The sequence below is a fragment of the Actinoplanes octamycinicus genome (assembly GCF_014205225.1).
In the GTDB taxonomy this organism is placed as follows: Bacteria; Actinomycetota; Actinomycetes; order Mycobacteriales; family Micromonosporaceae; genus Actinoplanes; species Actinoplanes octamycinicus.
Window position 1 is genome coordinate 7,675,476 of the sequence record NZ_JACHNB010000001.1, and the last position, 20,450, is coordinate 7,695,925.

Consider the following 20,450-nt stretch of genomic DNA (forward strand, 5'->3'; position numbering starts at 1 on the left):
TTAGCCGACCGGTACGACAAGCCGCCGCCCGGTGTGAGCAAACCTGTCGACGTCCGGTGCGGCCCGATCCCCTACCGTGATGCCCATGATCAACGAGCCGGTGCCGCCGGGCGACCGCGCCGACTGGCTGGCCGGCCAGGGGCGGGTGGACGAGGCCGCCGCCGTCCTGCGGCAGTGGTTCCGCGACAGCGCGGACATCGAGCCGCTGCGTCAGCTGGACGCCCTGCTGGAGGAGCACGGACGCCTGCACGAGACGGAGCCGGACTGGCGGGCGGCCGTCGCGGCCGGCCTGCCCCGCGCCCGCATCGGTCTGGCCCACCTGCTGGAGGATCTCGGCCGGCTCGACGAGGCCCTCGCCGAGTGGCAGGCCCTGGTCCGGGACGGCGACCGGACCGCCCGGCGCTCGGTCGGCGAGATGCTGCGCAAGCTGGGCCGGCTGGACGAGGCGATCGCCAACCACCGGGCGATGGTCGCGGACGGCGACGCGGCCGCCGGGAGCGCTCTGGCCCGGATGTACCGCCAGGCGAACCGGCCGGAGGAGGCGATCCGCGCCTACCGCGCCGCGATCGCCGAGGGCGGCGCGCGGCGCTGGCCGCTGGGCGAGCTCTACGACAAGCTGGGCCGGCCGGACGAGGCGATCACGGCCTACCGGGATGCGCTGGTGGCTGGGGAGGACACCGCCCGCCCTCGGCTCTTCCGGTCGCTGGCGGCGGCGGGCCGGTTCGCCGAGGCGACCGAGGTGATCCAGGCCTCCGGTCGCGGCCCCTACCTCCAGCTCGGCTGGCTGCTCGCCGAGCAGCGGCGCTTCGACGACCTGGACGCCGAAGCGATCCGCCTGACGGAACGCGACAACCTGCTCGGCCTGGCCCACCTGATCACCGGCGCCCAGCGCAACCCGAACTACCACGACGACTGCCCGCCCGACTGCCAGGCCCGCGCCAAGGCCGTCCCCGACCTGCCGGAATGACCGGGCGGGGCGCCGAGATCAGTAGCCGGGCTCGTCGCGGGCCGCGGCCTGAGCCGGCGTGTCGTAGTAACCCGGGCGGGCGACCAGCACCGACGCGAACCGCTCGTCGTCGAGGCTGAGCGCGAGCAGCAGCTCCGGAGCGACGAAACCGCAGGCCTCGTCGTCCTCGTCGACGCGTGTGTGCCGGCGCAACCCGGCCACCACGCGCTCCGCCGACTCCCCGAAGACCGCTACGTCGCGGAACCGGACGACGACCCCGGCGTCCTCGTCCGGGCGGAACAGCTCGATGGCGTTCACCCGCTGCGCGGTCGGGCCGGCCACCCCGAAGCCGACGCTGATCCGCAGGCCGGTGGGCAGGTCGACGGCGAGTTCGCCGCCCGGGGCGAGTGGCCCGAGCGACGCCAGCGCCGCCCGGGCCTCGCCGGCGGTCATGCCGAGGCGGACCGGGCCGGCTCCGTGCGGCGGGTCGAGGACGATCTCCATCCGGAGATGATGGCACCGGGACCGGTGCGGCGGCTGAGCAGGATCACCAGGGCCGGCATCAGCACCGTGCGGACCACGAAGGTGTCCAGCAGGATGCCGGTCGCCACGGCCAGGCCGAGCTGGGTGAGGGCGACCAGCGGCAGCGCGGCCAGCACCAGGAAGGTCGCGGCGAGCACCACCCCGGCGCTGGTCACCACGCCGCCGGTGGCGCCGGTCGCCCGGCGCATCGCGGTCACCGGGTCGTGCGTCCGGGCCTCCTCGCGGTAGCGGCTGAGCACGAAGATGCTGTAGTCGACGCCGACGGCGAGGACGAAGACCAGCGCGAACAGCGGGATGCGGGCGTCCAGGCCGGCGAAGCCGAACGCGTACCGGCCGGCCGCGACCGTGACGCCGGCCGCCGCGACCGCGGTGAGCAGCACGGCGGCCAGCAGCGCGGCGGCCAGCCGGACGCGGCGCAGCAGCCCGCACAGCACCACCGCGATCACTGCCAGGATCGCGGTGCCGGCCCGGAGCAGGTCCCGTTCGGCGGCCGTCCCGCTGTCCAGGGTCTCGGCGGCCGGGCCGCCGAGCAGGGCGCCGGCGCCGACGCTCGCGGTGAGCGCCCGGCGCAGCTGGGCCACGGTGTCCTGGGCGGCGCGGCTGAACGGCAACGCGGCCACCCGTACCTCGAAGACCGTCCAGCCGGGCCGGTCACCGGTGTGCTCGACGGCCCGCACCCCGGGCTGGCCGGCCAGGACGGCGCGGGCCCGCTCCGCGACGGCCGGTTCGGCGAGCATGACCAAGGGGTCCAGGTGCTCGGTGGGAAAGTGCGCGGCCACCGTGCGCAGCCCGGTGACCGACTCCGGCGGGGTGCGGAACTGCTCGATCGGGTCCAGGCCCCAGCGCAGCGCGCCGACCCCCTGGCCGAGGCTGAGCAGCAGCAGCGCGCTGACCACGGCGGCCCGGACCGGCCGGGCGGCGACCGCGCCGGAGATCCGGTCCCAGAGCGGGGTGGCCGGCGCGGCGGCGCCCGGGCGCGGGATGCGTGGCCAGAAGATCCAGCGTCCGCAGAGGACCAGCAGCGCCGGCAGGACGGTGAGCATGACCAGCGCGGTCGCCGCGACGGCCAGGGCCAGGGTGGGTCCGAGGGCACGGGTCTCCGGCACCGCGGTCAGCAGCAGGCACAGGACGCCGCCGATCACCGTTCCGGCGGCCGCCGCCACGGTGCCGGCGGTGCGGCGCAGGGCCCGGCCCATCGCGCGGTACCGGTCGGCGTCCCGGACCAGCTCCTCCCGGTACCGGGCGACCAGCAGCAGGGCGTAGTCGGTGCCGACCCCGAAGACCAGCACCGTGAGGATCTTGCCGGTCAGCCCGGAGTACTCGCCGCCCACCGCGCCGAACCAGCTGACCAGCGCCTGCGCCACGACCAGCGCGGTGCCGACGGCGAGCAGCGGGAGCAGCCACAGCACCGGGCTGCGGTAGGTGAGCAGCAGCAGCGCCACCACCACGAGCAGGGTGCCGATCAGCAGCGTGGCGTCCGTCCCGGCCTCCACGTCGTCGGCGTCCATGTCCAGCGCGGCCGGGCCGGTGACCTGCGCAGTCGCGCCGGCCGGTGGCCTGGCCGCCGCCGCCCGGACCGCCGGCACCAGGTGTTCCGCGTCGGGGTGGGCGACCGGCAGCAGCGCGGCCGTCCCGTCGGCCGCCGCGACGATCGCACCGGCCCGGTACGGCGTGCGCCCCAGCTCCCGCCGCACCCCCGCCAGCCAGTCCCGGTCCGCCCCGGTCAGCCCGCCGGCCCGGGCGAGGACCAGCACCGCGCTGTCGTCGTGGTCCCCGCCGTCCGCGTCGAGCACCGCCCGGACCCGGGTGCTGTCCGCGCCGCCCGGCAGCTCGATGGTCGCCGTGCCGGTCTCCCGGTCGGCCATCCGCTGGGCGGCCGGCCACAGCGCCACCACCGCCGTCAGCCAGAGCGCCAGCACCGTCCAGAGTCGTACCCGTGGTCTCGCCAGGAATCTCATGCCGGCTGACGCTAGGCACGCTGAGCTGGGAAGCCCTCACCCGGCGGAACGGTCTTCGGACTCCTCCGCGGGGACTACCCCGTGCTGGTAGGCGAAGACCACGGCCTGCACCCGGTCGCGCAGCCCGAGCTTGGCCAGCAGCGCGCCGACGTGCGTCTTCACGGTGTTCTCGCTGACCACCAGGGTGCCGGCGATCTCGGCGTTGCTCAGCCCGCGGGCCACCAGCTCCAGGACCTGCCGTTCGCGGGCGCTGAGCCCGCCCAGCCCGGGCGGCACGGCGGGCCGCCGGCCGCGCCCGGCGGTCCGGACGAACTCGGTGACCAGCCGATGGGTGGCCGCCGGGGAGAGCAGCGACCGGCCGGCCGCCACCTCGCGCACCGCCCGGATCAGGTCGCCGCGCGGCGCGTCCTTGAGCAGGAACCCGCTGGCCCCGGCCCGGAGGCTGTCGAAGACGTACTCGTCCAGGTCGAACGTGGTCAGGATGATCACCTTGGTGGCCGGTGACCGGCGCAGCACCTCGGCGGTGGCGGCGACCCCGTCCAGCACCGGCATCCGGACGTCCATCAGCACCACGTCCGGGCCGTGCCGCCCGGCCAGGTCGGCCGCCGCCCGGCCGTCACCGGCCTCGTCGACCACCACGAAGTCGTCCTGCGACTCGAGGATCAACCGCATCCCGGTACGGACCAGCTCCTCGTCGTCGACCACGAGCACCCGGATCGGCACGGTCAGCCCCTCTCCGACAGCGGCAGTCGCAAGTCGACCACCCACTGATCGTCGACCGGCCCGCTGGTCAGCGTGCCACCGGCGCTGGCCGCCCGCTCCCGCATCCCGCGCAGCCCATGCCCGGTGCCGCGTCGCGACGGATCCGGCGCCCGGTTCGTCACCCGTACCGTCAGCATCTGGTCGTCGGCGCCGACCTCGACCCGGACCGGGGCGCCGGGCGCGTGCCGCACCGCGTTGGTCAGCGACTCCTGCACGATCCGGTACGCGGCCAGGCCGCCCGCCGAGTTGACCGGGGCGTCGGTCGGGCCGTGCAGGCTGACCTGGACACCGGCCTGCCGGGTCTCGGCGACCAGGCCGGTCAGGTCGGCCAGCGCGGGCAGCGGCTGGAGCCCGCCGGTCTCGGCCGGGGCGCGCAGCACACCGAGCATCGCGCGCAGCTCGGCCAGGGTGCGCCGGCCCCGGCCGGCGATGCTGTCGAAGGTGGTCGCGACGCCGCCCCGCCCGGCCTCGGCCGCCGCGGCTCCGCCCTCGGCGAGCACGACCATCACGCTGACCGAGTGGCTGAGCAGGTCGTGCATCTCGCGGGCGATCCGGGCCCGCTCGGCGGCCACCGCGCCGGCCCGCTCCGCGTCGCGCAGCAGGTCCAGCGTCGCGGCGCGCCGGGCGGCCTCGGCCAGCGCGGTCCGGCGGTACCGGCCGACCCAGCCGAGCAGCCAGGCGATCACGATGATCAGCACGGTGTGCAGGCCCTCGACGCTGTCCGTGCCGGCCTCCCGGCCGAGCAGCGTGACCGGCACCGCGACCAGCGCGCCGGCCAGCACCAGCGACGCCTGCCAGCGGTGCGCGTAGGACGCGGCGGCGTGGATCGCGATCAGCGGGCCGAGCGGCACCGGCAGGGCCGGCCAGTCCGCCGTCGCGAAGATGATCGCGCTCGGCGCCACCAGTAGGTTCACCGCGAACGGGGCGGCCCGCCGGGCCGCGATCGGCAACGCCTGCCCGGCCGCGGCGACGTAGGTCCACGCGGTCACCTGGCAGTCGCAGTCACCGCCGTCGGTGACGATCGCCTGCACGCTGAGGGCGAAGACGGCCAGGGCGAGCAGCACGTCGCCGAGCGGGGCCAACCACCGTCGTACCGTGCCGCTGTCCACCCCACCGACCCTAGAGATCACCGTGCCGGCCGGGCATCATGCGCGCGGACCATCCGGCGGCTCACCCGCACGGATGAGGCCGGACTCGTAGGCGTAGACCACCGCCTGGACCCGGTCCCGCAGGCGCAGCTTCATCAGCACCCGGGCCACGTGCGTCTTCACCGTCGCCTCGCCGACGGTGAGTGCCGCGGCGATCTCGCCGTTCGACCTGCCGCGGGCCATCAGCCGCAGCACGTCGGCCTCGCGCGGGGTCAGCTCGCCCAGCTCCGGCGGCGGGGTGGGGCCGGGCCGGTCGGCGAAGGCCGAGATCACCCGGGTGGTGACCGCCGGGTCGAGCAGCGCCTCGCCGGCCGCCACCACCCGGATCGCGGTGATCAGGTGCTCCGGGGAGGAGACCTTCAGCAGGAAGCCGCTGGCCCCGGCCCGCAGCGCCCGGTACAGGTTCTCGTCGGTGTCGAACGTGGTCAGCACGATGATCCGCGGCGCTCCCGGCTGGGCCAGCAGGGTGCGGGTGGCGGTCAGCCCGTCCTGGCGCGGCATGGCGATGTCCATCAGCACCACGTCCGGGCGCAGCCGCCGGGCCACCGCGACCGCCTCGGCGCCGTCCCCGGCCTCGCCGACCACCAGCATGTCCGGCTCGGTCTCGATCACCATCCGCAGCCCGGCCCGGAGCATCCGCTGGTCGTCGGCGATCACCACGCTGATCGTCATCGGACCGGCACCGGCATCGGCAGCCGGGCCCGCACCGCGAACCCGCCCTCCGGGCGCGGCGCGGCGCTCAGCTCGCCACTGAAGAGCCCGGCCCGCTCCCGCATCCCGATCAGCCCGTGCCCGGTGCTCTCCGCGCTCGCCGCGACCACCGGGCCGTCGTTGACCACGGCCAGGTGCAGGCCGTCCGCCCGATGGTCCACGGTCAGCTCCGCGGTCGCCGCCGGCGCGTGCTTGAGCACGTTGGTCAACGCCTCCTGGACGATCCGGTAGGCCGACAGGTCCACCGCGGGCAGCAGCGGCGCGGCCTGCCCGGCCCGGCGGACGGTCACCGCCAGCCCGGCCTCGCGGAACTGCCCGATCAGCTCGTCCAGGTTGTCCAGCCCGACCGGCGCGAGCGTGTCGCCCTCGCCGCGCAGCAACCCGAGCGTGCGGCGCAGCTCGACCACCGCGTCCCGGCCGGCCGACTCGACGCCGCGCAGCAGCTCCGGATCGACCGGCAGGCCGGCCTCCATCCGGCGCCGCACCACGCCGGCCTGCACCACCATCACCGTTACGCTGTGCGCCACCATGTCGTGCAACTCGCGGGCGATCCGCACCCGCTCCTCCATGACCGCCTCCCGGGCCTGGCGCTCGCGCAGCTCGGCCCGGGCCGCCGCGGTGTCGGCCAGCCGCCGCGCCTGCACCGCCAGCACCACCCCCAGCACGTAGGGCGCGAGCGGAAAGAACAGCGCGGCCATCGGGTCCTCGTCGTTGCTGACCAGATAGCACACCACCGTGGTGAGGACCAGGCCGAGACCGGCGACGCCGCGCCGGGACCGTCCGGGCGGCGGCACCCACCGGCCCACCGTGTAGGTGGCGATCATCATCGAGACCAGCTCCCAGAGCCGGAAGTTGAGCGTCTCCTCGCCGCCGACGGTCGCCGGCACGTAGAACATGTTCAGCACGCTGATCGTGTTCGGCACCATCACCAGCAGCGGGAACCGCCGCCGGAAGAGGATCAGCACGGCGGCCGCGGCCAGCGCGAACGGCCACCAGCCGCCGGGCATCCGGATCAGCAGCTCCTCGATCAGCGCGAACACCACGAAACCGGCGGTCAGCGCCACGTCACCGCGGCGGACCCGGGCCAGGCGATCAGTCACGCGTCGACCGTACGGGCCGGGGCCGCCCGCCCGGACCCACCCGCGGGATGACATCAGGTCCGCCGTGCGACGGAGAGCGGATCGATTTCGGTACGGACGACGCCACGCCCCCACGTTCGTAACGTCATCGGCCATGTCCACGACGACGGGGGGAATTCTCATGTGGCGGAAAGCCGCGGCCGTGTGCCTGGTGGCCGCGCCGATCGCGTTGACCGTGGCGACCGGGGTGGACCCGGCGCTCGGCGACGACCAGGGTTACGGGATCTACCGGCAGCACCCGGACGCCGCGCAGTGGCATGCGATCCTGCTGCACTGGGCGTGGGTGCTCTTCGTGCCCGGATTCCTGGGCCTGCTCGCGCCGATCCGGCAGCGGGGCGCGGTGCCGGCCGGCATCGCCTGGGTCGCGACGATCGTCGGGCTGACCACGTTCTCGGCGCTGATGGCCAACGACTTCGTGCTGCTCGCGCTGGAGCAGAACCTGCCGGACGCCCAGGTGGCGCTCTTCGACACGAAGCTGCGGGCGCTGACCGTCACGGCGGCCGGCTGGCAGTGGCCGGGGCTGCTCGGCTGGGGGATCGCGCTGGTGCTGACGCCGATCGCCGCCGCGCGCGGGCGGGTGATCGACTGGTGGACGGCCGGGGCCGCGCTGGCCGGGACCGCGTTGTATCTGGCGTTCGCGATCTCTCCGGTACCGGTCAATCTGCTCGGGCCGGTGGTGCTGATCGGCGCCTATGGTGCCGCGGCCCGGCGTCTGCTGCGGCCGCCGGCCGCTGACGGCCCGGACGCGTTCGGCGCCTTCCGGCGCGCTTTCGGACGACTGTCGCTGTACGCCGCCCCGCTCGCCTTCGCGGCCGGCATGGCGACCGTCCCGGACGCCGACGGCGACTTCGGCAACGACCCGACGCTGACCCAGGTCAGCGCGTTGCTGCTGCACCTGGGCTGGGTGCTGTTCGTGCCGGCCGTGCTGTACCTGGCCGCCCGCGCCAACCGGTTCACCCAGGTCGCGGCCGGCGTCACGGTGCTCGCCCTGATCAATTTCAGCGGCCTGATGCTCGGTGACAGCGCCGACCTGGCCGCCCATCAGGCCTACGGCGCGGAGGTGGCGAAACGGGTCACCGACACCATGGGCGGCTACGCGTCGTTCACCTTCGGCTGGGCGCTGCCCAGCATGGTCCTCAGCCTGCTCGGCCTGATCGCGGTCGCGGTCGGCGCGGCGGTCAGCCGGGTGGCGCGCTGGTGGCAGACGGCGCTGGTGGTCGCCGGGGTGGTCGCCTTCCTCGGGCTGGGCCTCGGCCCGATCGGGGTGACCGGCCCGCTGCTGCTGCTCGCCGGCTTCGGTCTGATGGCCCGGTCGCCGCGGCCCGCCCCGGCCGCGCCGGTCCCGGTCGGCGGCTGACCCGATTCGCCCGGCGTAATCGCGTTGCCGGTCGCGTGCCGATGTGCGACCGTGCGCTGCCCGACGAACGTGGGGCAGCACGGTGAACCGGCGACCACGAGCCGCCGGTTCCGGAACGAGCGGGGACCACCCATGAGCATGGCCATCGTCGACGACCACGACGCGGACGACTGCCGCAAAGCACTGGCCGAGGAGCAGGCCGCCAGTCTCGCCGCGACCGGCAACTGGTCGCACGTCGACAAGGACCAGGTCCATCGCGACTGGCACGACCTCTACGGCGAACTGGCGGGCGCGCTGCCCGGCGCACGCCCGGACGACCCGCACATCCAGGAGCTGGTCGACCGGCACTACGCCATCGCGTGCCGGTTCTACACGCCGAGCCGCCAGGCGTACCTCGGCATGGCGCTGCTGTACGCCGAGGACGCCGCCATGCGCGACTTCCACAACGCCTACCACCCGGAGATGGTGCAGTTCCTCGGGTCGGCGATGCGCAGGTACGCCGAGACGCGCCTCTGACGGCGCCCCCTCCGGGGCAGGGCGGGCAGCACCGGCTAGTTTCTCGCGGATGAACGAGGTGCTGCTCGGTGACGGCGATCTGGCCGGCCGCGGCGTTTACGCCGCCCGTGACTTCGCGGCCGGCGAGGTCGTCATCGACTACCGCCTGCGCCCGTTGACCACGGCGGAGTACCACGCGCTGCCGCCCGGCGAGGATCTGTTCGTGCACAGCTACGGCGGCCGTCGTTTCCTCTACCCACCGCCGGCCCGTTTCGTGAACCACTCCGACGACCCGTCCTGCTGGCAGGACTTCGACCGCGGATGCGACATCGCCCTGCGTCCGATCGCCCGGGGCGAGCCGATCACCATCGACGCGACTCAGGAAACCGCCCGCGAGCTGTCCACCTTCCTGGACGCCTACCGCACGGCGGACTCGGCGGTCCGGCTCGGTGAGCTGGTCGACGCGGACGCCGTGCTCTGGCTGTCCGGGCAGGCCGTCCGCGGCCGGGAGGCGGTGGTCGCCGCCCTGCTCACCGAGAACCGCGATCTGACCCGGGTCGAGTGGACGGTGGGCACCGGCCGCTGGGAGGCGCTCTGCTCCGCCGGCACGACCCGGCACCTCACCATGCTGCTCAAGGTCGTCGCCGGGAACTGGCAGCTCACCTATCAGCACCTCGGCTGACTCAGCCGGCGGACGGCCTGCCGGCGCGTCCTCGGTCACCGCCGCGGCCCCGCCGGTCAGCCGGGTGTTGCCGGAAACGAATCGAGCGCCGCGCGTAAACCCGGCGAAACAGGCCCGGGCCAGCATGGCGGAAAGGTGCGAGACCTCGGACGAAGGAGATCTCTGATGCGGTCGGTTCCCCGGTTCCTGCAGGGCATCTACAGATTCGAGGGCAAGGGGCTGGACCAGCCGTTCCTGCTGGACGCCGGGCTCACCTACACGGTGCCGGACGGGACGGTGGCCCAGCCGGTCTACTTCCGGGGCGGCAACGCCGCACCCGACCTGATCTGCGTGATCCTGATGCGGGACGGCTCGCCGATGCGGTACTTCCCGATCGGCGCGAAGGGGGACGTCCACGTGCCGCTGCGCGTGGTCGAGGACCTGGAGCCGGGTACGGCGATCGAGCTGCACCTGGCCGCGCCGGTCGGTGCCACCGGCGCGCTGGTGGTCGACCTCGGCCTGGTCGAGGTGTGAGGTGGCCCGCAGACTGGTGGTGATCGGCAACGGGATGGCCGGCGCCCGGACCGTCGAGGAGATCCTGGAGCGCGGCGGCGGCGATCTGTTCGACATCACGATGTTCGGCGCCGAGCCGTACGGCAACTACAACCGGATCCTGCTGTCGACCGTGCTCAGCGGCGCCGAGGACGAGTCCGGCATCTTCCTGAACGACGTGGACTGGTATGCCGCGAACCGGATCGACCTGCACCCCGGCGTCCGGGTGACCCGGATCGACCGGTTCGCCCGGACGGTGACCGACGAGCTCGGCGGGACCACGCCGTACGACAAACTGATCCTGGCCACCGGAAGCGACGCCTTCGTGCCGCCGATCGCCGGCCTGCACCGGCCCGGCCGCGGCTATCACCAGGGTGTCTTCACGTTCCGGACGCTCGACGACACCCGCGGCATGATCCGGTACGCCCGGGAGCACCAGCGCGCCGTGGTGATCGGCGGTGGCCTGCTCGGCCTGGAGGCGGCCCGGGGCCTGCAATCGCATCTGCCCCACGTCACACTGGTCCATTCGGCCGGCCACCTGATGAACGCGCAGCTCGACTCGCAGGCCGGGGCGATCCTGCGCCGATCCGTGGAGGCGCTCGGCATCGAGGTGGTGATCGGCGCCCGGACCACCGAGATCCTCGGCAAGGAGGCGGTCACCGGCGTCCGGCTGGCCGACGGCCGGACGATCCGGTGCGACATCGTGGTGGTGGCGGCCGGCATCCGGCCGAACACGGCGCTCGCCGAGCGCAGCGGTCTCGACGTGGAGCGCGGCATCGTCGTGGACGACCAGATGCGCTGCCTGGACGAGCCGGACATCTATGCGGTCGGCGAGTGCGTGCAGCACCGCGGGGAGACCTACGGGCTGGTCGCCCCGCTGTGGGAGCAGGCGCGGGTGCTGGCCGACCACCTCACCGGCGCGGACCCGGACGCCGCCTATCACGGCTCGCGCACCGCGACCAAGCTCAAGGTCGCCGGGGTGGACGTGGCCACGATGGGCCTCAAGGAGCCGGATCGGGACGACGACGAGACCGTGGTGTTCGCCGAACGCCGGCGCGGCGTGTACCAGAGCGTGGTCATCCGGGACGGGCGGCTGGCCGGCGCCACGCTGCTCGGGGACGTCAGCAAGGCGGCCTTCCTGATCCAGGCCTTCGACCGGGGTTCACCGCTGCCGGAGGAGCGCATCCGGCTGCTGTTCGACCTCGGCGGACCGTCCGCCGAAACCAGCGCGGCGGAACTGGCGGACGAGGCGCAGGTCTGCAACTGCAACGGGGTGACCAAGGCCGCCATCGTCGGCGCGGTGCAGTCCGGGACCCGGACCGTCGGCGGCGTCGCCGACGCCACCCGGGCCGGCAAGGGGTGCGGCTCGTGCAAGACGCTGGTCGGGCAGATCGTCGAGTGGGCGGCCGGCGGTGAGGTCGAGGAGGACGAGTCCGCGTCGTGGTACGTGCCGGGCATCCCGCTGGCCAAGCCGGAGCTGATGACGACGATCCGGAACATGGAGCTGAAGTCGGTCTCCGCCGTCTTCGCCGCGCTCGCGCCCGGCGGCGCTGAGGACGCCCGGTCCAAGATGGGCCTGGCCTCGCTGCTGCGGATGATGTGGGCCGGCGAATACGTGGACGAACGTGACGCCCGATTCATCAACGACCGGGTGCACGCGAACATCCAGCGCGACGGCACCTTCTCCGTGGTCCCGCAGATGAAGGGTGGCGTGACCACCCCGCACCAGCTGCGCCGGATCGCCGACGTGGCGGAGCGGTACCGCGTGCCGATGGTCAAGCTCACCGGTGGACAGCGGATCGACCTGCTCGGCGTCCGCAAGGAGGACCTGCCGGCGGTCTGGGCCGATCTGGACATGCCCAGCGGATACGCCTACGGCAAGTCGTTCCGGACCGTGAAGACCTGTGTCGGCTTGGAGTTCTGCCGGTTCGGGCTGGGTGACTCGACCACGCTGGGCATCGCGATCGAGAGCCGGTTCCAGGGGCTGGAGAGTCCGGCCAAGCTGAAGCTGGCGGTGACCGGGTGCCCGCGGAACTGCGCCGAGGCGTACGTGAAGGACTTGGGTGTGGTGGCCGTCGAAGGCGGCCGGTGGGAGATCTACGTCGGCGGGGCGGCCGGCGCGCACATCCGCAAGGGTGACCTGCTCACCACGGTGGACACGGCGGACGAGGTGATCCGGTTGACCGGGCGGTTCCTGCAGTTCTACCGCGAGCACGCGAACTGGCTGGAACGCACGTACGCGTTCGTGCCGAGGTACGGCGTGGACCGGCTGCGCGCGCTGATCGTCGATGACGTGGACGGTCTGGGAGCCGGGCTGGACGAGCGGATGGACGCGTCGATCGCCGCGTACCGAGATCCGTGGAAGGAGGGCGCGGCGCTCGCCACCCCCGGGCAGTTCCGCACCTCACTGCCGCTGATCGCCCTGCCCCGACGCGTGCCCTGAGCACCGCCACCCGCACCGGTCCCCGGCCGGTCCCGCCGGTACGCTGCGCCGATGGAATCGCGGGTGATCCTTCTCGATCTGGACGGGACGCTGGTGGAGCGCGGCCTCCCGGTCCCCGGCGCCGCCCACGCCATCATGGAGCTGCGCCGGGCCGGGCACACCGTGCGGGTCTTCACCAACACCGATTCGCTCGGCGAGGCCGCCCTGGTCAAGCAGATCCGGCGGATGGGGATCCCGGTCGCGCTCGGCGAGGTGTTCACCCCGGTCGTCGCCGCGCTGCGCGTGCTCACCCTGGCCAGCCGGGTCCTGGTGCTGGCCGACCGGGCGGTCCGCGCGGAGTTCCCGGCGCACGGCGACCCGATCGACCCGACCCATGTGATCGTCGGCGACTGCCGGCAGACGCTCAGCTACCCGGTGCTGGACGCCGCGTTCCGCGCGGTTCGCAACGGCGCCGAGCTGCTGGCGCTGCAGAGCGGGCGCTATTTCCGGGGCGCCGACGGCGATCACGTGGACACCGGCGCGATCGTCGCCGCGCTCGAATATGCCACCGGCCGCCCGGCCCGCCTGCTGGGCAAGCCCAGCCGGGACTTCCTGCGGCTGGCCGCGGGCGACGCCGCCGCCGGCCGGCTCTGGGTGGTCGGCGACGACCGCACCACCGACATCCTGATGGCGAACCAGGGCGGGGCCACGTCGGTGCAGGTCCGCACCGGCAAGTTCGCCGACCAGCAGACCGCGGACGGCCTGGCCGAGCCGACCCACGTGATCGACTCGATCGCCGACCTGCCCGCGCTGGTCGAGGCTCAGGCGATCCGGTAGCCGACGCCGGGCAGCGTCACGATCGCCGCCGGCTCGCCGAGCTTGCGGCGCAGCCGCCCGACCGTCACGGTGACCGTGTTGGTGAACGGGTCGGCGTTCTCGTCCCACACCTGCTCCAGCAGATCCTCGCTGCTCAGATAGCCGGGCGCGGCCCGCATCAGCGCTTCCAGCACGCTGAACTCCTTGACCGACAGGTGCAGGCCGACCCCGGATCGGGCCACGGTCCGCCGGATCGGATCAAGTTCAAGATCATTAACTCTTAGCGTACGGGGCTGCGCTCCCGGCCGCCGCCGAGCCAGGGCCCGCACCCGCAGCACCAGCTCCGGGAAGTGGAACGGCTTCGCCAGGTAGTCGTCGGCGCCGAGCGTCAGCCCCCGGACCCGGTCGTCGGCGGACCCGGCCGCGGTCAGCATCAGCACCATCGCCCGCGCCACCCGGCCGGTGATCATCTCGCAGAGCGTGTCGCCGCCGATCCCGGGCAGGTCCCGGTCGAGCACCACCACGTCGTACGTGTTGACGTCGAGTTTCGCCGCCGCGGCCAGCCCGTCGAGCGCCACGTCGACCGCCATCCCCTGGTCCCGCAGCCCTTCGGCGACCACCTCGGCGAGCGTGGCCGCGTCCTCCACCACCAGGATCCTCACGGCAGCCGGATCTCCACCCGCAGCCCGCCCCCGGGCCGGGCCCGCAACCCGAGCGACCCGCCGTGCGCGGACGCCACCGCCGAGGCGATCGCCAGGCCGAGCCCGGTGCCGCTGCCGGTCCGGTCGGCGCCGAGCCGCCGGAACGGCTGCCCGAGCGTCGCCACCTGCCCGGGGTCGAGCACCGGCCCGTCGTTCTCCACCACCAGCGTCCCGTCCCGCAGGGTGACCCGCATCCAGCCGCCGGGGTCGTTGTGCCGCCGCGCGTTGTCCACCACGTTGGACACCATCCGGGCCAGCAGCACCGGGTTGCCGACCGTGACGAAGTCGGCGCCCTCGACCGGCACCCCGGCCGGGATCAGCGACCGCACCGCCAGCGGGGTACGCCCGTCCAGCGCCCCGTGCTGTGCCCGGGCCAGCACCAGCAGCCCTTCCAGGAGCCGTTCCAGCTGGTCCAGCTCGGTGCGCACCCGGCCGGCCAGCCGCACCACCTCGGCCGGCGGCGCCGGTTTCGCCTCGGCCACGTCGATCGCCGCCCGCACCGTGGCCAGCGGGGTGCGCAGCTCGTGCGAGGCGTCGGCGACGAACCGCCGCTGCGCCGCGAACGACTCCTCCAACCGGCCGAGCAGGTCGTCGATGGTGTCGGCGAGCGCTTTCACCTCGTCGGCCGGCCCGGCCACGGCGAGCCGCGAGTGCAGGTTGTCGGCGGTGATCCGCCGGGTCGCCGCGGTGATCCGGCGCAGCGGCCGGAGCACCCGCCCGGCCGCGGCCCGGCCCAGCACCAGCGAGATGAGCAGCATGACCGCGAGGCCGACCAGCGCGCCGGCCAGCAGCTGCCGGGTGTGCGCGGCCGACGCCGAGGCGAGCTCCTCCTGCAGCCGGGCGATCTGCTCGGCCGGCGGCTGGCCGGTGCCCGGCGGCGCCACGTGGGTGGTCCGGCTGACGCTGAACGCCGCGGTGATCGCGAGCAGCCCGGCCCCGGAGATCAGGAACAGCACGCCGTACAGAAGGGTGAATCGCAGCCGGACGCCCATCCGCCCAGCATGCCCTGCCCGGGGTAACAGCGACATGACAGCCTTCGTCGCGCCCGGGTTAGGCGCGGCTCCGTAGAACTTCCGGCATGACAGCGACCATCGAAGTGAACGGCCTGCGCAAACGGTACGGCGCCGCGCTCGCCCTGGACGGCATGACGTTCGTGGTCCGCCCCGGCCGGGTGACCGGCTTCGTCGGCCCGAACGGCGCCGGCAAGTCCACCACGCTGCGGGTGATCACCGGGCTGGACCGGCCGGACGCCGGCACCGCCACGGTCGGCGGGCGGGCCTACGCCTCCTTCGCGACGCCGATGCGGCACGTCGGCGCGCTGCTCGACCCGCACGCCCTGCACCCGCTCCGGACCGGCCGCAACCACCTGATGTGGCTGGCTCGCTCCCAGGACCTGCCGGCCGCCCGGGTCGACGAGGTGCTCGACCTGGCCGGCCTGACCGGCGTGGGCCGGCGCCCGGCCGGCGGCTACTCGCTGGGCATGCGGCAGCGGCTCGGGCTGGCCGCCGCGCTGCTCGGCGACCCGCCGGTGCTGCTGCTCGACGAGCCGTTCAACGGGCTCGACCCGGCCGGCATCGTGTGGATGCGCGACCTGCTGCGGGAGCTGGCCGGGCAGGGCCGGGCGGTGCTGGTCTCCAGCCACCTGATGAGCGAGCTGCAGGACATCGCCGGGCATGTGATCGTGGCCGGGCACGGCCGGGTGATCGTCGCCGCGGACGTGGACGACCTGGTCGGCGAGTACACCTCACTGGAGGCGGCGTACCTGAGCCTGACCGCGGGCGTGGGCGGCATCCGATGATGCCGCGCGCCGAATGGGTCAAGTTCCGCACCGTGCCGTCCTGGCTCGGCGGCGTCGCGGCGGCCGCGCTGATCGTGGTGGCGCTCGGCTGCCTGGCCGCGGCCGGCAGCCAGATGTCCTGCATGGACGGCACCCGCGAGGTGACCTGCCCGCCGGTGCCGGTCAGCTCGGCCGGGATCGCGGTGGAGGACCAGTTCACCTTCACGCACCGGGCGCTGACCGGCGACGGCTCGCTCACCGCGAAGGTGGGCGGGATGGACGGCATCATCACCTACCCGCCGCCGGACCACGACCAGCTGGTGCCCGGGGTGGTCCCCTGGGCGAAGGCCGGCCTGCTGGTCAAGGACGGCACCGAGCCGGGCGCCGACTACGCCGCGGTGATGCTCACCGGCGGGCACGGCGTCCGGATGCAGTCCGGTTTCACCGGCGACACGGCGGCGGCGGACCAGCCGGCCACCCGGGAGGCGTGGCTGCGGCTCACCCGGCACGGCGATGACATCACCGGCTCGGTCTCGGCCGACGGCGTCACCTGGCGGGAGATCGACACGGTACGCCTCGGCGACCTGCCCGACACGGTGCGGATCGGCCTGTTCGTCACCTCGCCGAGCGGCGTCAGCGTCGACGACAGCGCGCGGGGCGGGCACACCGTGGCGGCCCGGTTCACCCAGGCGAGCGCCGAGTTCTCCGAGGTCAGCCCGGGCGGTGGGTGGAGCGACACGCTGGTCGGCTACACCTCGTACCGGACCACCTGGCAGGAGACCCACCCGCCCGGGCACACCGAGTCCGGCGGCGTGCTCACGGTGACCGGGACCGGCGACATCGCCCCGACCAGGCAGGGCGGAATGCCGACCAGCTTCGTGCTCACCGGCGTCTATCTCGGCCTGCTGCCGCTGATCCTGGTCGCCGCGCTGTGCGGCACCGCCGAGTTCCGGTCCGGCATGATCCGCACGACGCTCGCCGCGATGCCCCGCCCGGTCCGGCTCTCCGCCACCAAGGCCGGCGTGGTCGGCGCGGTGTCGCTGGTCGCCGGCCTGCTGGCGGTCGGCGTGACGATGGCCGTCACGTCCCGCATCTTGCACGCCCACGCCGTGGTGGCACTGCCCGTCCCGTGGCCGACCTACCTGCGGGTCACCCTCGGCACGGCCGTCCTGCTGTCGCTGGCCGCCATCTTCGCGTACGGCCTGGGCGCCCTGCTCCGCCGGGCCGTGCCCACCGTGGTGGCGGTGACCGCCCTGCTGATCGCCCCGCCGATCCTGGCCGTCACCTCGGTCCTGCCACCGAGCGCCGGCGCCTGGCTGCTCCGTCTCACCCCGGGCGCCGCCTTCGCCATCCAGCAGGAGGTCCCCGCGTACCCTCAGCTCGCCCAGCCGCAGACGGTCTACGACGGCTACTTCCCCCTGTCGCCGTGGACCGGCCTGGCCGTCCTGGCCCTCTACGCCCTGGCCGCGGTGGCCGCCGCCACCTGGCGCCTGCACCGGACCGCCGGATGAGGGCCGCCCTGCGGGCCGAGTGGGCGAAGCTCCGCACGGCGCCCGCCCTGCTGCTCCCGCTGACCCTCGCCGTCCTGCTCACCGCCGCCGGCGCCGCTCTCGGCGACCACGGCATCGACCCGGTCCAGCTGCGCCTGCTGGGTGTCCGTCTCGGTCAGGCCGCGGTAGCCGCCGCCGGCGTCCAGATCCTCGCCGGCGAATACCGCACCGGCCTGATCCGGAGCACCCTGCTGGCCGTCCCCCGCCGCACCCACCTGCTCGCCGCCAAGGCCACCCTGCTCACCGCCGGCGTAGCCCCGGCAGCCCTGCTCGGCGTGACCGCCGCCGTGCTCACCCTGCCGGCGACCACCCCGATGCTCCGAGCCGCCATCGGGTCCGTCCTCTACCTGATCCTGATCGGACTGCTGTCCCTCGGCACCGCCGCGGCCGTCCGCAGCTCCGCGGCCGCCATCAGCATCGTCCTGGCCCTGCTCTACCTCATGCCGATGCTGCTGCAGATCCTTCCCGACCCGGACTGGCAGCGCGCCCTCTACCGCCTCACCCCGGCCACCGCGGTCCAGGCCCTGACCACCACCACCGACACCACCTCCCTGGCCCTGACCCCGGCGTCCGCCCTGGCCGTGGTCACCACCTGGACCACCGCCGCCCTGCTCCTGGGAGCCGTCCTCCTCCACCGCCGAGACACCTGATCCAGAGCTCCCGCCATTCCCGACCGGCTCGAGAAGTCGTCCCGACACGACCGAGGCACCTCTCCCGGCCAGTTCCCCACCCCCCGGGGGGGGTGGCCTCCGCGCTGGCCGAGCACCATTCCGGTGCACCCGATCGAGCGGCGGTGGCTCGGACGACCACGGACGAGGTATCGTTGCGGTGATAACAAAAACCTTATCGTCAGGCCATGACTTGGAGGGTCGTCATCCATCCGGAGGCAGAGCTCGAACTGGCGAAGCTTCCCACCGCGGAGGCAGTCGCCCTGCTCCACGCGACAGAGAAGCTGATGGCTCTCGGACCCACCCTGCCGTTCCCACACACCAGCAACGTCAACGGGGCCGAAAAACTCCGCGAGCTGCGACCGCGCGCCGGCAGCAGCCCCTGGCGGGCCCTGTACCGCCGGATCGGAACTGTCTTCGTCATCGCTGCCGTCGCTCCCGAGGCGGCCGGCGACCACCGCGGTTTCCATCGCGCCGTCCAGGCGGCCGAGAAACGGCTGCAACAGCTGCAGGAGGACTGACGTGGAAATGCGTGACGTGAAGTTGTCCGGCCTCAAGTCCGCCGGCGAGGTCATCGAGGAGCGGCGCCAGGCCGACGCCGGGTTCCTCGACGAGTGGGACCGGACGGCGTTCGCTCGCGAGGTCGCAGTGACCGTGGTGCGGTACCGGGCCGAGCAAGGCATCTCGCAGCGGCGACTGGCTGACCTCACCGGTCTGCAGCAGCCGGCCATCGCCCGCCTGGAGAGGGGCTCGGAGGCTCCGGGTCTGGCCACGCTGGCACGGCTCACCCGGGCCACCGGCTTGACGTTCCGGCTTGAGATCGCCAACGGCTCCGCCGGTCTGGTGCCGGCCTGAGGTCCGCCTGGGCGATCGGGTCGACGGCGGGACCGGCGACGCGTACGCGCGCCGGTCGAACTCACCGGCTGAATGATCAGCAGAACGGCGGGTTCCCGCCGTCGGCCGATCGACCGAGGCGGGTGACTACCCCGGCAGGGCGGCGGTGAGGTCGACCTCGACTAGCTGGCCGGCGTAGCCGAGAGCCGCCACCCCCACCAGCGTGCTGGCCGTGGTGAAGGCCGGGGCCAGGGCGGACTCGTTCAGCTGCTGCCAGACCGCGGCGAGGACGTGGCTGTCCGGGCTGACCACGTAGATCACCGAGCGGACCACGTCGGCCGGGGTGGCACCGGCCGCGGTGAGGACGGTCAGGCAGTTCGCGATGACCTGCGCGGTCTGGGCGGCGTAGTCACCGTCCGCGCCGACCACCTGCCCGGACAGGTCGAGCGGGCACTGGCCGGCCAGGTGGGCGAGCCGCCCGGCCTCGGTGATCGTCACGTGGGCGTAGCCGGCCGTCTCGTGCACCGACTCCGGATTGATCTTCTTGAGCATCCGGCCAGTATCACCAGAGCGGCGCCCGCCGGCAGCTCAATAAGGCACCGCCCGATCACGGGACGAGCGGCCCCGGCAACGCCGCCCGGGCCGCCGCCGCGTCCCCGTCGAGTTTCGCCCACGGGAACCTGTTCCACAGCGCGAGCAGCAGCTCCGGCGCCGCGCCCCGCAGCTCGGCCACCGGCTCTCCGGGCCCGAAGTCCCAGGACCGGCCGAGATCGGTCGCGGTGAACCGGACCGCCGCCGACGGCGCCGCCATCCGCCCCAGCTTCACCTGCCGTGGGGCGAACGTGTCGAACACCTCGGCCACCCCGTCCCCGCACAGTTCCGGGTCGAGCTCACTGGGGAGGCCGAGCGCGTGCTCCGCGTCCCACCGGTGCACCAGGGTCTCCAGCCACCGGCGCCGCCGCCAGAACGCCACGGTCCGCGGCGGCCAGAACGTCCACGCCTCGGTCGCGGGGTCCGCGCTCAGCGTCGCCAGCATCAGCCGGGACGTCTCGGCCACATGGGGCGCGATCGCCTCGGGCGCGGGCGGCCCCTGGTAACGCCCGTGCTTCTCCCGGACCGCCGCGACCACCCACAGGTTGCCCTCGGCGACGTGCGCGGCCAGGTCGCGCAGCGTCCAGTCACCACAGTGCTCGACCGGCGCGCTGAGATCGCCGTCCAGACGCTGCTGGAACAGGTCCAGCTCGGCCCGGAGCAGCGCCAGGTGATCGATCTCCATGGCCGGGACTCTACCGCCGGCCCCCGACGGAACCGGTGTGATTTCTTGGCCGATTGCCGCCCCGGGAAGCGGCGAAATGCCGACACTCGGTGGATATGACCCAGGTGGTATGGCGGCGGCCGCAGCCCGGTCCC

22 protein-coding genes are annotated in these 20,450 nt (G+C 73.9%); 12 read left to right on the top strand and 10 right to left on the bottom strand.

The window, feature by feature from the left end:
- Positions 1-85 precede the first annotated feature (85 nt).
- Complete coding sequence (locus BJY16_RS34630) at positions 86-967, top strand: tetratricopeptide repeat protein (protein ID WP_185043761.1); 882 nt, start codon at positions 86-88, stop codon at positions 965-967.
- 18 nt (positions 968-985) lie between these two features.
- Here the strand turns inward: BJY16_RS34630 and BJY16_RS34635 are convergent, their stop codons facing one another.
- From BJY16_RS34635 to BJY16_RS48720, 6 genes are read right to left on the bottom strand one after another with little or no spacing between them, the layout of a single operon-like run.
- Positions 986-1,450: a hypothetical protein gene (locus BJY16_RS34635; RefSeq protein ID WP_185043762.1), complete on the bottom strand. Its 465-nt coding sequence runs from the start codon at positions 1,448-1,450 to the stop codon at positions 986-988.
- The gene (locus tag BJY16_RS34640; protein WP_185043763.1) at positions 1,396-3,447 is read right to left on the bottom strand and encodes an MMPL family transporter; all 2,052 of its coding nucleotides are present in this window, start codon (positions 3,445-3,447) and stop codon (positions 1,396-1,398) included. The genes BJY16_RS34635 and BJY16_RS34640 overlap by 55 nt, the downstream gene beginning before the upstream one ends.
- Positions 3,448-3,483: 36 nt before the next feature.
- Positions 3,484-4,176 (bottom strand): response regulator, encoded by a 693-nt coding sequence (locus BJY16_RS34645; protein WP_221503185.1) that lies wholly within the window; start codon positions 4,174-4,176, stop codon positions 3,484-3,486.
- Positions 4,173-5,318 (bottom strand): sensor histidine kinase, encoded by a 1,146-nt coding sequence (locus BJY16_RS34650; protein WP_185043765.1) that lies wholly within the window; start codon positions 5,316-5,318, stop codon positions 4,173-4,175. Before BJY16_RS34650 ends, BJY16_RS34645 begins: the two co-directional genes overlap by 4 nt.
- A 36-nt stretch (positions 5,319-5,354) precedes the next feature.
- The gene (locus tag BJY16_RS34655) at positions 5,355-6,029 is read right to left on the bottom strand and encodes a response regulator (protein ID WP_185043766.1); all 675 of its coding nucleotides are present in this window, start codon (positions 6,027-6,029) and stop codon (positions 5,355-5,357) included.
- Positions 6,026-7,168, bottom strand: a complete 1,143-nt coding sequence (locus BJY16_RS48720) for a sensor histidine kinase (protein WP_185043767.1) — start codon at positions 7,166-7,168, stop codon at positions 6,026-6,028. Before BJY16_RS48720 ends, BJY16_RS34655 begins: the two co-directional genes overlap by 4 nt.
- Positions 7,169-7,301: 133 nt before the next feature.
- Between BJY16_RS48720 and BJY16_RS34665 the strand changes: the two genes are divergently transcribed.
- The 6 genes from BJY16_RS34665 to BJY16_RS34690 all read left to right on the top strand — a co-directional run bounded on the left by BJY16_RS34665 (position 7,302) and on the right by BJY16_RS34690 (position 13,531).
- Entirely contained in the window at positions 7,302-8,564 is a 1,263-nt protein-coding gene (locus BJY16_RS34665) for a hypothetical protein (protein ID WP_185043768.1), read from the top strand.
- Between the two features lie 132 nt (positions 8,565-8,696).
- Positions 8,697-9,080 carry a TipAS antibiotic-recognition domain-containing protein gene (locus BJY16_RS34670; protein WP_185043769.1) on the top strand — a complete coding sequence of 128 codons (384 nt, stop codon included), beginning with the start codon at positions 8,697-8,699 and terminating at the stop codon, positions 9,078-9,080.
- 49 nt (positions 9,081-9,129) lie between these two features.
- Positions 9,130-9,741: an SET domain-containing protein-lysine N-methyltransferase gene (locus tag BJY16_RS34675; RefSeq protein WP_185043770.1), complete on the top strand. Its 612-nt coding sequence runs from the start codon at positions 9,130-9,132 to the stop codon at positions 9,739-9,741.
- A 165-nt stretch (positions 9,742-9,906) separates the two neighbouring features.
- On the top strand, positions 9,907-10,254 hold the full coding sequence (locus tag BJY16_RS34680; RefSeq protein WP_185043771.1) for a molybdopterin oxidoreductase: 348 nt from the start codon (positions 9,907-9,909) through the stop codon (positions 10,252-10,254).
- 1 nt (position 10,255) lies between these two features.
- Positions 10,256-12,715, top strand: coding sequence for a nitrite reductase large subunit NirB (gene nirB, locus BJY16_RS34685; protein WP_185043772.1), 2,460 nt, complete (start codon positions 10,256-10,258; stop codon positions 12,713-12,715).
- A 51-nt stretch (positions 12,716-12,766) separates the two neighbouring features.
- Complete coding sequence (locus BJY16_RS34690; protein ID WP_185043773.1) at positions 12,767-13,531, top strand: HAD-IIA family hydrolase; 765 nt, start codon at positions 12,767-12,769, stop codon at positions 13,529-13,531.
- On the opposite strand, the gene BJY16_RS34695 is transcribed toward BJY16_RS34690, so the two are convergent.
- Positions 13,516-14,172, bottom strand: a complete 657-nt coding sequence (locus tag BJY16_RS34695; RefSeq protein WP_185043774.1) for a response regulator transcription factor — start codon at positions 14,170-14,172, stop codon at positions 13,516-13,518. The genes BJY16_RS34690 and BJY16_RS34695 overlap by 16 nt on opposite strands.
- Entirely contained in the window at positions 14,169-15,203 is a 1,035-nt protein-coding gene (locus tag BJY16_RS34700) for a sensor histidine kinase (RefSeq protein ID WP_185043775.1), read from the bottom strand. The genes BJY16_RS34695 and BJY16_RS34700 overlap by 4 nt, the downstream gene beginning before the upstream one ends.
- A gap of 86 nt (positions 15,204-15,289) precedes the next feature.
- Between BJY16_RS34700 and BJY16_RS34705 the strand changes: the two genes are divergently transcribed.
- From BJY16_RS34705 to BJY16_RS34725, 5 genes are all read left to right on the top strand, one after another.
- Positions 15,290-16,009, top strand: coding sequence for an ABC transporter ATP-binding protein (locus BJY16_RS34705; protein WP_185043776.1), 720 nt, complete (start codon positions 15,290-15,292; stop codon positions 16,007-16,009).
- The gene (locus tag BJY16_RS34710; protein ID WP_185043777.1) at positions 16,006-17,499 is read left to right on the top strand and encodes a DUF1349 domain-containing protein; all 1,494 of its coding nucleotides are present in this window, start codon (positions 16,006-16,008) and stop codon (positions 17,497-17,499) included. The genes BJY16_RS34705 and BJY16_RS34710 overlap by 4 nt, the downstream gene beginning before the upstream one ends.
- Entirely contained in the window at positions 17,496-18,188 is a 693-nt protein-coding gene (locus tag BJY16_RS34715; protein ID WP_185043778.1) for an ABC transporter permease, read from the top strand. The genes BJY16_RS34710 and BJY16_RS34715 overlap by 4 nt, the downstream gene beginning before the upstream one ends.
- 206 nt (positions 18,189-18,394) lie before the next feature.
- Positions 18,395-18,727, top strand: coding sequence for a type II toxin-antitoxin system RelE/ParE family toxin (locus BJY16_RS34720; RefSeq protein WP_185043779.1), 333 nt, complete (start codon positions 18,395-18,397; stop codon positions 18,725-18,727).
- A gap of 7 nt (positions 18,728-18,734) precedes the next feature.
- A complete protein-coding gene (locus tag BJY16_RS34725; RefSeq protein WP_239177928.1) occupies positions 18,735-19,061 on the top strand; it encodes a helix-turn-helix domain-containing protein in 327 nt (108 codons plus the stop codon).
- 126 nt (positions 19,062-19,187) lie between these two features.
- Here BJY16_RS34725 and BJY16_RS34730 read toward each other — a convergent pair whose 3' ends face one another.
- Positions 19,188-19,592, bottom strand: a complete 405-nt coding sequence (locus BJY16_RS34730) for a RidA family protein (RefSeq protein ID WP_185043781.1) — start codon at positions 19,590-19,592, stop codon at positions 19,188-19,190.
- A 55-nt stretch (positions 19,593-19,647) separates the two neighbouring features.
- Positions 19,648-20,316, bottom strand: a complete 669-nt coding sequence (locus tag BJY16_RS34735) for a maleylpyruvate isomerase family mycothiol-dependent enzyme (protein WP_185043782.1) — start codon at positions 20,314-20,316, stop codon at positions 19,648-19,650.
- Positions 20,317-20,450 lie beyond the last annotated feature (134 nt).

Bases quoted from the DNA above. Each gene is read 5' to 3' on its own strand.
- BJY16_RS34730 (WP_185043781.1), bottom strand. From the start codon at position 19,592: ATGCTCAAGAAGATCAATCCGGAGTCGGTGCACGAGACGGCCGGCTAC.
- BJY16_RS34675 (WP_185043770.1), top strand. From the start codon at position 9,130: ATGAACGAGGTGCTGCTCGGTGACGGCGATCTGGCCGGCCGCGGCGTT.
- BJY16_RS34655 (WP_185043766.1), bottom strand. From the start codon at position 6,029: ATGACGATCAGCGTGGTGATCGCCGACGACCAGCGGATGCTCCGGGCC.
- BJY16_RS34720 (WP_185043779.1), top strand. From the start codon at position 18,395: ATGACTTGGAGGGTCGTCATCCATCCGGAGGCAGAGCTCGAACTGGCG.
- BJY16_RS34680 (WP_185043771.1), top strand. From the start codon at position 9,907: ATGCGGTCGGTTCCCCGGTTCCTGCAGGGCATCTACAGATTCGAGGGC.
- BJY16_RS34715 (WP_185043778.1), top strand. From the start codon at position 17,496: ATGAGGGCCGCCCTGCGGGCCGAGTGGGCGAAGCTCCGCACGGCGCCC.
- BJY16_RS34670 (WP_185043769.1), top strand. From the start codon at position 8,697: ATGAGCATGGCCATCGTCGACGACCACGACGCGGACGACTGCCGCAAA.
- BJY16_RS34690 (WP_185043773.1), top strand. From the start codon at position 12,767: ATGGAATCGCGGGTGATCCTTCTCGATCTGGACGGGACGCTGGTGGAG.
- BJY16_RS34705 (WP_185043776.1), top strand. From the start codon at position 15,290: ATGACAGCGACCATCGAAGTGAACGGCCTGCGCAAACGGTACGGCGCC.
- BJY16_RS34665 (WP_185043768.1), top strand. From the start codon at position 7,302: ATGTCCACGACGACGGGGGGAATTCTCATGTGGCGGAAAGCCGCGGCC.
- BJY16_RS34640 (WP_185043763.1), bottom strand. From the start codon at position 3,447: ATGAGATTCCTGGCGAGACCACGGGTACGACTCTGGACGGTGCTGGCG.
- BJY16_RS34710 (WP_185043777.1), top strand. From the start codon at position 16,006: ATGATGCCGCGCGCCGAATGGGTCAAGTTCCGCACCGTGCCGTCCTGG.
- BJY16_RS34635 (WP_185043762.1), bottom strand. From the start codon at position 1,450: ATGGAGATCGTCCTCGACCCGCCGCACGGAGCCGGCCCGGTCCGCCTC.
- BJY16_RS34700 (WP_185043775.1), bottom strand. From the start codon at position 15,203: ATGGGCGTCCGGCTGCGATTCACCCTTCTGTACGGCGTGCTGTTCCTG.
- BJY16_RS34630 (WP_185043761.1), top strand. From the start codon at position 86: ATGATCAACGAGCCGGTGCCGCCGGGCGACCGCGCCGACTGGCTGGCC.
- BJY16_RS34735 (WP_185043782.1), bottom strand. From the start codon at position 20,316: ATGGAGATCGATCACCTGGCGCTGCTCCGGGCCGAGCTGGACCTGTTC.
- BJY16_RS34725 (WP_239177928.1), top strand. From the start codon at position 18,735: ATGCGTGACGTGAAGTTGTCCGGCCTCAAGTCCGCCGGCGAGGTCATC.